Genomic DNA, 9,466 nt, shown 5'->3' on the forward strand with positions numbered 1-9,466 from the left:
CGTAAAGAGGCCGGGGCGTGAGCTGGAACACGTCGGCACTACCCTGAGAAGCGCAGCTGATCAGGACCGGATACGAAGGGTGGGCGGGTGATGGGGCAGTCGACGACGATTCCCCGTCCGGCCGTGACCCGCCTGGCGACGTACCTGTACGTGTTGCGGTCGTTCAGCGCTCGCGGCACCGTCGTGGCCTCCAGCGTCGAACTCGCCACCGCCGCCGGGGTGAACCCGTCGATCCTGCGCAAGGACCTGTCCTATGTGGGTGCCGTGGGGGTGCGCGGTGTGGGCTACGACGTATCCCGGCTGACCGCACGCATCAAGCTGGCCCTGCATACCGACCGCACCAACACCGTCGCGCTCGCGGGCGCGGGCAGGCTCGGGCACGCCCTTATCTCGCACGCCGGATTCGGGCGGGGATTCACGGTGGCTGCCCTGTTCGACACGGACCCGGCGGTCATCGGCACCAGATTCGGCGACGACCTGGTGGTCGTCCCGCTCAGCGAGGTTGCGCTCACCTGCAACGGTCTGGAGACCGGTATCGATTTCGGGGTGATCGCCACCAACGACGAGGATGCGCAGGACGCCTGTGATGCGTTCACCTCCAGCGGGATCCGGCAGTTGCTCAATGTGACACCCGTGCACCTGTCCGTCGACTCCGACGTCGTGGTCAGACAGGTTGATTTAGCCTTGGAGTTGCAGGTACTCGGCTTCCAGGCCTATGCGGTGCGCACCGCCGCCGCACGGAACCGTATTGTGCCTACTACAGAGAGTAATCAGGCTATCGGCGAAGAAGCGGTGACCGCGTGAGTGTTCTGTTGTTCGGAGTATCGCACCGAAGTGCTCCGGTCGAGGTGCTCGAGCGCATCTCCGTGTCCGAATACGACCGGCCCAAACTCGTCCACAAGCTCCTCGCACACCGGTCCATCTCCGAGGCGATGCTCGTCTCCACCTGCAACCGCATCGAAATCTACGCTGTCGTCGACGCCTTCCACCCGGCCCTCGAAGCCGTGGGCGAGGTACTCGGCGAGCACTCGGGCATGGGTGTCAACGAGCTCACCAAACACGCCTACGTGCGCTACTCCGAGGCCGCCGTCGAGCATCTGTTCACCGTCGCCGCCGGACTCGATTCGATGGTCGTCGGCGAGCAGCAGATCCTCGGGCAGATCCGCAACGCCTACCTGAGCGCCGACGCCGAGAAGGCCGCCGGCCGCACCCTGCACGAGCTGGCCCAGCAGGCGCTGCGCGTCGGTAAGCGCGTCCATACCGAAACCGGCATCGACCGGGCCGGCGCCTCGGTGGTGTCGGTGGCGCTGCACCGCGCCAAGACCCTCATCGCCGGTGATCCCGATGCGGCGCGGCTGCGCTCGGCCGTCGTGATCGGTGCCGGCGCGATGGGTGGGCTGGCCACCGCGCATCTGGCGCGTGAGGGCGTCGGGCACATGGTGGTGGTCAACCGGACGCTGGCCAACGCCGAACATCTGGCCGGGAACGTCGCCGCGAACCACGGCATCTCGGTGCGCGGAGCGGGCCTGGACGACCTGGCCTCGGTCATGGCCGACACCGACATCGTCGTCGTGGCCACCGGCAGCGTCGGGGCGGTGGTCGGTGTGGGTGAGGTGCACCAGGCACTCGCCGCCCGGACCGCGACCACGCCGCTCGTCATCTGTGACCTGGGACTTCCCCGCAACGTCGACCCAGCCGCGGCCCGGCTGCCGGGCGTGCACATTGTCGACATCGCCGGACTGCGCGACGACGAGGCGACGCGCGCGGCCGAGAACGACGCGCTGGCCGCGCGGTCCATCGTCGCCGCCGAACTGACCGACTACCTGACGCTGCAGCGGCAGGCCGAGGTCACTCCCACCGTCGCCGCGCTGCGTCAGCGTGCCGCCGAGGTGGTGGAGGCCGAGATTCTGCGGCTGGAAACCCGGCTGCCCGGCCTCGACGACCCGCAGCGCGACGAGGTCGCCAAGACGGTGCGGCGTGTCGTCGACAAGTTGCTGCACGCACCGACCGTCCGGGTCAAGCAGCTCGCCGCCACCCCGAACGGCGACCACTACGCCGAGGCGTTGCGGGAGTTGTTCGAACTCAAGCCGGGTGCGACCGGACCGGTGTCGGCGCCGGAGACCGGGCTCGACGACCGGCGCCGGTCCCAGCACTGACCGCTGCGGCACGGACATCACCTACGGCACTGATCAGGGGCAATGCAGTGATTCGGATCGGGACTCGTGGCTCTCAGCTGGCCACCACCCAGGCACAGACGATCGCCGATGCGCTCACCGCCGCCGGGCATCCGGCGGAACTGGTGATCATCAAGACCGCCGGCGACCTGTCGGCGGCACCGGTCGCCGAGATCGGTGTCGGGGTGTTCACCACCGCCATCCGGTCGGCGCTGCGCAACCGGGAGGTGGACGTGGCCGTGCACTCGTACAAGGACCTGCCGACCGCATCCGATCCGGACCTGTTCATCGCCGCGATCCCGCCGCGTGCGGATCCGCGGGACGCGCTGGTCAGCAGGGACAACCTGGTGCTCGGGGAGCTGCCTGCGGGGTCGGTGATCGGCACCTCATCCCCACGCAGGGCAGCACAGCTTAGAGCATTGGGTCTCGGTTTGGAAATTCGCCCCCTAAGAGGCAACCTAGATTCTCGGTTGGGCAAAGTCACAGGCGGTGAACTCGACGCGGTCGTGGTCGCCAGGGCCGGACTCGTACGGATCGGACGCACCGAAGTGGTGTCCGAGGCGTTCGATCCGGTGGTCATGCTTCCCGCCCCCGCACAGGGGGCGCTGGCCGTCGAATGTCGCGGTGACGATGCGCAGCTGGTGAGAATACTCGCCGAGTTGGATGACCCATCCACACGGTCGGCCGTGGAGGCCGAGCGGGCGTTGCTAGCGGCTTTGGAGGCCGGGTGCACCGCTCCGGTCGGAGCCATTGCCGAGGTGGTGGAGTCGATCGACGAGGACGGGCGCATCTTCGCCGAACTCTCGCTGCGTGCGGGGGTGGCGGCCGAGGACGGATCGGATGTGATCCGCGCTTCGGTGGTGGGTCCGGTCGATCAGGCCGTCCGGCTGGGCAAGGATCTCGCCGCCGAACTGTTGGAGCTGGGAGCCGCGGAGCTCATCGGCACCGGTTCGCGGGACTGACCCACGTCGTGACGTAGACACGGCGGGTTCGCCCGACGTGCCGGCGCCGGCGGACACCGTCGACTCTCATGCTGGTGACAGCGCAAGTTACCGCAGCCCTGAACGGACAGGGCAGGAGAGTGCGAACGCATGAGCCGTGCAGCGAACAACGTCACACCGGGGAACAGGGCAGGACTGGGGCGACCGGGCCGGATACTTTTCGTGGGTTCGGGTCCCGGTGACCCCGACCTGCTGACAGTGCGGGCGCGCAACGTCGTCGTGCATGCGACGACCGCCTACATCGACCCCGATGTGCCGGCCGGGGTGGTCGAGCTGATCGGTTCGGCTTACCGCGACGACGTGCCGCAGCAGACTCGCAGCCGCGCGGGCCGTAAGTCGGCCGCCGCGAAGGCCGCCGAGGAAGCCGCCAAGGCCGAAGGCACGCAGATCCCCGCACCCGTCGAGGAAGTCCCGGCCGAACCTGCCGAGGAGGAGTCGGTGGTGCGTCCGGCGCTCGGCGACCCCACCGAGGTCGCCCGCACGCTCGTCGCCGCCGCCAAGGCGGGCGAGGACGTCGTGCGCGTTGTCGCCGGTGATCCGCTGACCACCGACTCGGTGCTCGCCGAGGTCAACGCCGTCGCCCGTACCTCGATTCAGTTCGAGGTACTGCCCGGACTGCCCGCCGCCTCCGTCGTGCCCAGTTACGCGGGCATGCCGCTCGGGTCCACCCACACAGCCGCCGACGTGCGCGGCGAGGTCGACTGGCCGGCGCTGGCAGCCGCCCCCGGACCGCTGGTGCTGCACGCGACGTCGGGACATCTGGCCGAGGCCGCCAGCGCGCTCACCGAACACGGCATGGCCGCCCAGACCCCCGTCGCTATCACCATCAACGGCACCACCTGTGCCCAGCGCACCATCGAGGGCACCCTCGCCACCATCAACGAACTGGGCGGCGCGCTGGCCGGGCCGCTGGTGCTGACCGTCGGCAAGGCCGTGAGCCAGCGTTCCAAGCTGTCGTGGTGGGAGTCGCGGTCGCTGTACGGCTGGACCGTGCTGGTGCCGCGTACCAAGGATCAGGCCGCCGACATGAGCGACCGGCTCGTCTCGCACGGCGCCGTCCCCAAGGAGGTGCCGACGATCGCCGTCGAACCGCCGCGCAGCCCCGCCCAGATGGAACGCGCCGTCAAGGGCCTCGTCGACGGCCGCTACCAGTGGGTCGTGTTCACCTCCACCAACGCGGTGCGTGCCGTGTGGGAGAAGTTCGCCGAGTTCGGTCTCGACGCTCGCGCCTTCTCCGGCGTCAAGATCGCCTGCGTGGGCGAGGCCACCGCCGACAAGGTCCGTGCCTTCGGCATCAACCCCGAACTCGTGCCCGAGGGGGAGCAGAGCTCGCTCGGGCTGCTCGACGTGTTCCCGCCCTACGACGACGTGTTCGACCCCGTCAACCGGGTACTGCTGCCGCGCGCCGACATAGCTACCGAAACCCTGTCCGAGGGACTGCGCGATCGTGGCTGGGAGATCGACGACGTCACCGCGTACCGCACGGTGCGGGCCGCTCCGCCGCCGGCCGAGACCCGCGAGATGATCAAGACCGGCGGTTTCGACGCGGTGTGCTTCACCTCGTCGTCGACGGTGCGCAATCTCGTCGGCATCGCGGGCAAGCCGCACGCGCGGACCATCGTCGCGTGCATCGGGCCCAAGACCGCCGAGACGGCCACCGAGTTCGGTCTGCGTGTCGACGTGCAGCCGGAGACGGCGTCGATACCGGATCTGGTGGACGCACTCGCCGAACACGCCGCCCGGTTGCGGGCCGAGGGTGCGTTGCCGCCGCCGCGCAAGAAGCCGCGGCGGTCGCGGAGCTGAGGGGCTGGGTTCGGTGTCACCTGTGATTCGTCCGCGTCGGTTGCGCACTTCTCCGGCGATGCGCCGACTGGTCGCCGAGACCACCTTGGCGCCGCGGCAGCTGGTGTTGCCGATGTTCGTGGCCGACGGCATCGACGCACCGCGGCCGATCTCATCGATGCCGGGCGTGGTGCAGCACACCACCGATTCGCTCAGGAAGGCCGCCGAGGAGGCTGTGACCGCGGGCGTCGGCGGGTTGATGCTGTTCGGGGTGCCCGATGCGGTGTCCAAGGATGCTGCCGGCTCCGGCGCCGATGACCCGGACGGTGTGCTCAACCGGGCATTGCGGCAGCTCGCCGCCGACCTGGGCGACAGCACGGTCCTGATGGCCGACACCTGCCTCGACGAGTTCACCGACCACGGCCACTGCGGCGTCCTCGACGACGCGGGCCGTGTCGACAACGACGCCACGCTCGACCGGTACGTGGCGATGTCGCTGGCGCAGGCCAGTGCCGGGGCACACCTGTTGGGCCCGAGCGGCATGATGGACGGCCAGGTGGCCGCCATCCGTGCCGCCCTGGACGCCGAGGGGTTCACCGACACCGGCATCCTCGCCTACGCCGCCAAATACGCCTCCGCGTTCTACGGACCGTTCCGCGAGGCCGTCGGGTCCTCATTGCAGGGCGACCGCCGCACCTACCAGCAGGATCCGGCGAACCGTCTCGAAGCCTTGCGTGAGGTGCGCCTCGACCTCGACGAGGGCGCCGACATCGTGATGGTGAAACCGGCCATGAGCTACCTCGATCTGGTCCGCGACGTCGCCGAGATGTCGGATGTGCCCGTGGCCGCCTACCAGATCAGCGGCGAGTACTCGATGATCACGGCCGCCGCCGAGCGCGGCTGGATCGACCGCGATGCCGCGATCCTGGAATCGCTGACCTCGATCCGCCGGGCCGGAGCGTCGATCATCCTCAGTTACTGGGCGGCCGAAGTCGCCACGTGGCTGGGCTGATCGCGGCGTAAGTTCTCGTTGAGCCCGGTGTCCTAGGCTAGGTGACATGTCCGTTCCGTTCCCCACGGCGCAACAGCCCGAGCGCCCCGGTGATCTCCCCGCGGGCCGCCCCAAGCTCGTCGAGTCGGTGTCGATCGCCGTCGAACTGTGGGTCGTCGTCATCGTCGGGCAGATCATCGCCTTCGTCGGCCAGTACCCGATGATTCGTGACTACTTCGCCGACGCGGTGGCCGATCTGCCGAAAGACACCCCGCAGGATCAGATCGACCTGCTGTCCGCATCATCGACGATCATCGGGGTGATGGTGGTGGTCGGCGTGGGGATCACCGCGGTCTGTATCGGCGTGGTGCTGTTGACCCGCAGCGGCTACAACGCCGCCCGTATCGCGCTCGGCGGTATCAGCATGTACGTCGCGGTCAGCATGGTGCTGGCGTTCTTCGGCGACATGGCGTCGGGCTGGGTGATGATCCCGACCGTGATCAGCGGTGTCGCCGCCCTCGGAGCGGCGGTGATGATGATGCGCGGTGAGACCTACACGTACTGCCGGGAGATGGCCCGCTACCGCCGCGACAGGAAGAACCCCGACAAGCGCAACGTACCGCCGATCCAGCCTCCGGTCGCCGGCTATCCGCCGTATCCGCCGCACCCGGGCCCGTCGTATGGTGAACAGCAGCCCAATCAGACCGAAGGACGCAACACCGGTGATCAAACCTGACCCCGCGACCCGCCCGAAGTACGTCACCTGGGCATACCGTTGTTGGCTCGGAGGCGGGATCGGCCTGATCGCCCTCGGTGTTCTCGGGGCGATCGCCGGCTTCCTCGTCGACGGTTCGACGCTGGCACCGGTCGGCGTCGGGGTGCTGCTGATCGCGGTGGGTGTGGCGTACGTGCTGATGGGGAGCCGGGCGTTCGTCGGCGATGCGCGGTGGCGGTCGTCGCTGGCCGCGCTCACCCTCGTTGTCGTGGCGATGCTCATGTTCTTCAGCATCGGAGTGGGAGTGGGCTTCGCCTTCCCGCTGCTCGCAGCGATCGCGGGCCTGTTCGGTTCGCTGCTGGCCTACCGGCCCGAATCGGAGGCCTGGTACACGGGCGAGCCCAAGGACAAGCAGCGTCCGGCCAAGGGGCACAAATGAGCGACAGCCCGGCGGCCGACGAGCCCCTGAACGAGGAGAAGCCGGCCGCACCCGTCGATGAGGGTGAAGTGCTGTTCGCCGAACAGGGCGGCAGCTGGTGGGTCGTGGCGATCGGTCCGGTCATGGTCGGCGCCGTCCTCGCGATGGAGATCTCCGGGCCCGGCCAGGTGCACTGGCCGGTGATGTCGATGTTCGGGCTGATCCTGGTGTCGTTCTCGCTGGTCCAGGTGTATGCCGCCCGCCGTCACGTCAGCGTGTGCCTCACCGAGACCACACTGCGGCAGGGCACGCGCACGCTGCCGCTGAGCGAGATCAAGAAGATCTTCCCGCCCAATGAGAGCCCCGAGTCCAAGAAGTGGGAGAGCGCCAAGGCGCTCGGCGAATTACACGGCGTACCCCGCCGCCGCAAAGGTATCGGCGTCAAACTGGCCGACGGCACCCTCGCCCAGGCGTGGGCCCGCGACGTCGAGACCCTGCGCCGCGAACTCACCGAAGCCGTCCACGCCGTCCAGCTCGGCATTCCCCCGCGCGGCCGCAAAGACAACTGACGAACAAAAACCGCCCTCCACAGCGTGCCCGCCGCGTATTTCCGGCAACCGGCCCGTGGAGGGCGGTTTTTTTCGGCTATCCGTGGTCGAGCATGGGGGCGGTGAGGAGTTGTTCGGGGATGCCGAAGGCATCGACCAGAGCGCGCGCGTGGGGGCGTAGGTCGGTGCACAGGTCGTTGACGCCGCGGCGGACGGCTTTGGCGCGTTCGACGGAGACGTGGCGGTGCATCAGGAACCAGGCCAGGTCCGCTTCCAGTACCGAGTAGACGAACAGGTCGCACACCTTCCACAGCAGCTCGCGGACCGGCCCATCCTCGCATTCGGCGATGGTGGCGATCATCGACTCGAGCACGAGCCGTTCGGTGTGTGCGTGGCCCACCTTGAGCAGGTGATCCTGGGCGCTGTTGAACACGTCGAACGCGTCGTCGTCGGACTTGGATTTCTGTAGGCGTTGCGCGCACGTGCGCAGGAGGTGGTCCTCGCGTTTGCGCAGCAACCGGATCTGGGTGCCGCGATTGGTGAGCGACGAGTCGTCGGTGTCCTCGTCGGAGTCGTCGAGGATGGTCTGGATCACCTGACGGACCGCGGTCTTCTCGGCGACGACGTCGCGGGCCATCGTCGCGACGAACCGCACCCAGCCGCGAGCTGACAGCCCGCGGATGTCGTCGGCGTACGCGCCGAGCAGTTCCTTGCCGACGAGCTGGTACAGGACGGTGTTGTCGCCCTCGAAGGTGGTGAACACGTCGATGTCGCCGCGGATGATCGAGAGCTGGTTCTCGGCGAGGTAGCCGGCGCCGCCGCACGCCTCGCGCGCGGTGTTCACCGCGTTCGACGCATGCCAGGTGGAGTATGCCTTGAACCCGGCGACGTCGGCTTCGAGCCTGCGCGCCCCGTCGGGATCGGCCGCGGCCAGGCGTGCGGTGATGTCGTTCTGCGCCATCGCGATGGCGTACGATTTCGCGATGAGCGGCAACAGTTTTCGCTGATGGCCCAGGTAGTCGAGGATGGTGACTTCACCCTGCTCGTCGGGTGCCTCGAATTGCTTGCGCAGCAAGCCGTATCGGGTGGCGAGGGTGAGTGCCTTGCGGCCGGCGGCACCCGCGGTGGCGGCCACGCACACGCGGCCCCGGATAAGCGTGCCGAGCATCGTGAAGAAGCGTTTGTTGGTGGATTCGATGGGTGAGGAGTAGGTGCCGTCTTCAGCGACGTCGCCGTACCGGTTGAGCAGATTCTCCGCCGGGATGCGCACCTGGTCGAACATGACGCGGCCGTTGTCGACACCGGCCAGGCCGCCCTTGTAGCCGCAGTCCGATGTGGTGACTCCGGGCAGGTCGTTGCCGTCGTCGTCGCGGATCGGTACGACGAAGCAGTGCACGCCGCGCCCTTCGGGTTCCTCACCGGGTCCACCGGTGATGAGCTGCGCGAAAACCGCTGCGACCCTGGCATGTTCGGCCGCCCCGCCGATGTAGTCCTTACGTGCCGACGCGGTCGGGGAGTGGACCACGAATTCCTGCGTGGCCGCGTCGTAGGTGGCGGTGGTCTCCACCGCCGCCACATTGGAACCGTGTCCGGTCTCCGTCATCGCGAAACAGCCGAGAACGTCGAGATTGATGATGCCGGGCACATACTTCTCGTGATGCCTTGCGGTGCCCAGATTTTCGACGGCACCACCGAAAAGCCCCCACTGCACACCGGATTTCACCATCAGTGACAGATCGGCATAACCGAGCGTCTCGATGCCGGTGACCGCGGCCCCCACATCGCCGGTGCCACCATGATCGGCTGCGAAACCCGGTGCGGCGAAACCATTCCCGGC

General features: G+C 68.2%; 9 protein-coding genes. 8 read left to right on the top strand and 1 reads right to left on the bottom strand.

Going from position 1 to position 9,466, the window contains the following annotated elements; all coding sequences use genetic code 11:
• The first annotated feature begins 90 nt into the window (after positions 1–90).
• The 8 genes from KDB67_RS19865 to KDB67_RS19900 all read left to right on the top strand — a co-directional run bounded on the left by KDB67_RS19865 (position 91) and on the right by KDB67_RS19900 (position 7,650).
• Positions 91–804, top strand: coding sequence for a redox-sensing transcriptional repressor Rex (locus tag KDB67_RS19865; RefSeq protein ID WP_291019686.1), 714 nt, complete (start codon positions 91–93; stop codon positions 802–804).
• Entirely contained in the window at positions 801–2,156 is a 1,356-nt protein-coding gene (locus tag KDB67_RS19870) for a glutamyl-tRNA reductase (RefSeq protein ID WP_291019688.1), read from the top strand. Before KDB67_RS19865 ends, KDB67_RS19870 begins: the two co-directional genes overlap by 4 nt.
• A 47-nt stretch (positions 2,157–2,203) precedes the next feature.
• Positions 2,204–3,136, top strand: coding sequence for a hydroxymethylbilane synthase (hemC, locus tag KDB67_RS19875; protein ID WP_291019690.1), 933 nt, complete (start codon positions 2,204–2,206; stop codon positions 3,134–3,136).
• Positions 3,137–3,265: 129 nt separating this feature from the next.
• A complete protein-coding gene (locus KDB67_RS19880; RefSeq protein ID WP_291019693.1) occupies positions 3,266–4,978 on the top strand; it encodes a bifunctional uroporphyrinogen-III C-methyltransferase/uroporphyrinogen-III synthase in 1,713 nt (570 codons plus the stop codon).
• 13 nt (positions 4,979–4,991) lie between these two features.
• The gene (hemB, locus tag KDB67_RS19885; RefSeq protein ID WP_291019695.1) at positions 4,992–5,969 is read left to right on the top strand and encodes a porphobilinogen synthase; all 978 of its coding nucleotides are present in this window, start codon (positions 4,992–4,994) and stop codon (positions 5,967–5,969) included.
• A gap of 46 nt (positions 5,970–6,015) precedes the next feature.
• Positions 6,016–6,684, top strand: a complete 669-nt coding sequence (locus tag KDB67_RS19890; RefSeq protein WP_291019697.1) for a hypothetical protein — start codon at positions 6,016–6,018, stop codon at positions 6,682–6,684.
• Positions 6,671–7,102 carry a hypothetical protein gene (locus tag KDB67_RS19895; RefSeq protein ID WP_291019699.1) on the top strand — a complete coding sequence of 144 codons (432 nt, stop codon included), beginning with the start codon at positions 6,671–6,673 and terminating at the stop codon, positions 7,100–7,102. The genes KDB67_RS19890 and KDB67_RS19895 overlap by 14 nt, the downstream gene beginning before the upstream one ends.
• The gene (locus KDB67_RS19900) at positions 7,099–7,650 is read left to right on the top strand and encodes a DUF3093 domain-containing protein (protein ID WP_291019701.1); all 552 of its coding nucleotides are present in this window, start codon (positions 7,099–7,101) and stop codon (positions 7,648–7,650) included. The genes KDB67_RS19895 and KDB67_RS19900 overlap by 4 nt, the downstream gene beginning before the upstream one ends.
• 76 nt (positions 7,651–7,726) lie before the next feature.
• Here KDB67_RS19900 and KDB67_RS19905 read toward each other — a convergent pair.
• Positions 7,727–9,466: acyl-CoA dehydrogenase (locus tag KDB67_RS19905; protein ID WP_291019703.1), on the bottom strand; the 1,740-nt coding region annotated here is incomplete at its 5' end.

The sequence above is a fragment of the Gordonia sp. (in: high G+C Gram-positive bacteria) genome (genome assembly GCF_020438995.1).
GTDB lineage: Bacteria > Actinomycetota > Actinomycetes > Mycobacteriales > Mycobacteriaceae > Gordonia.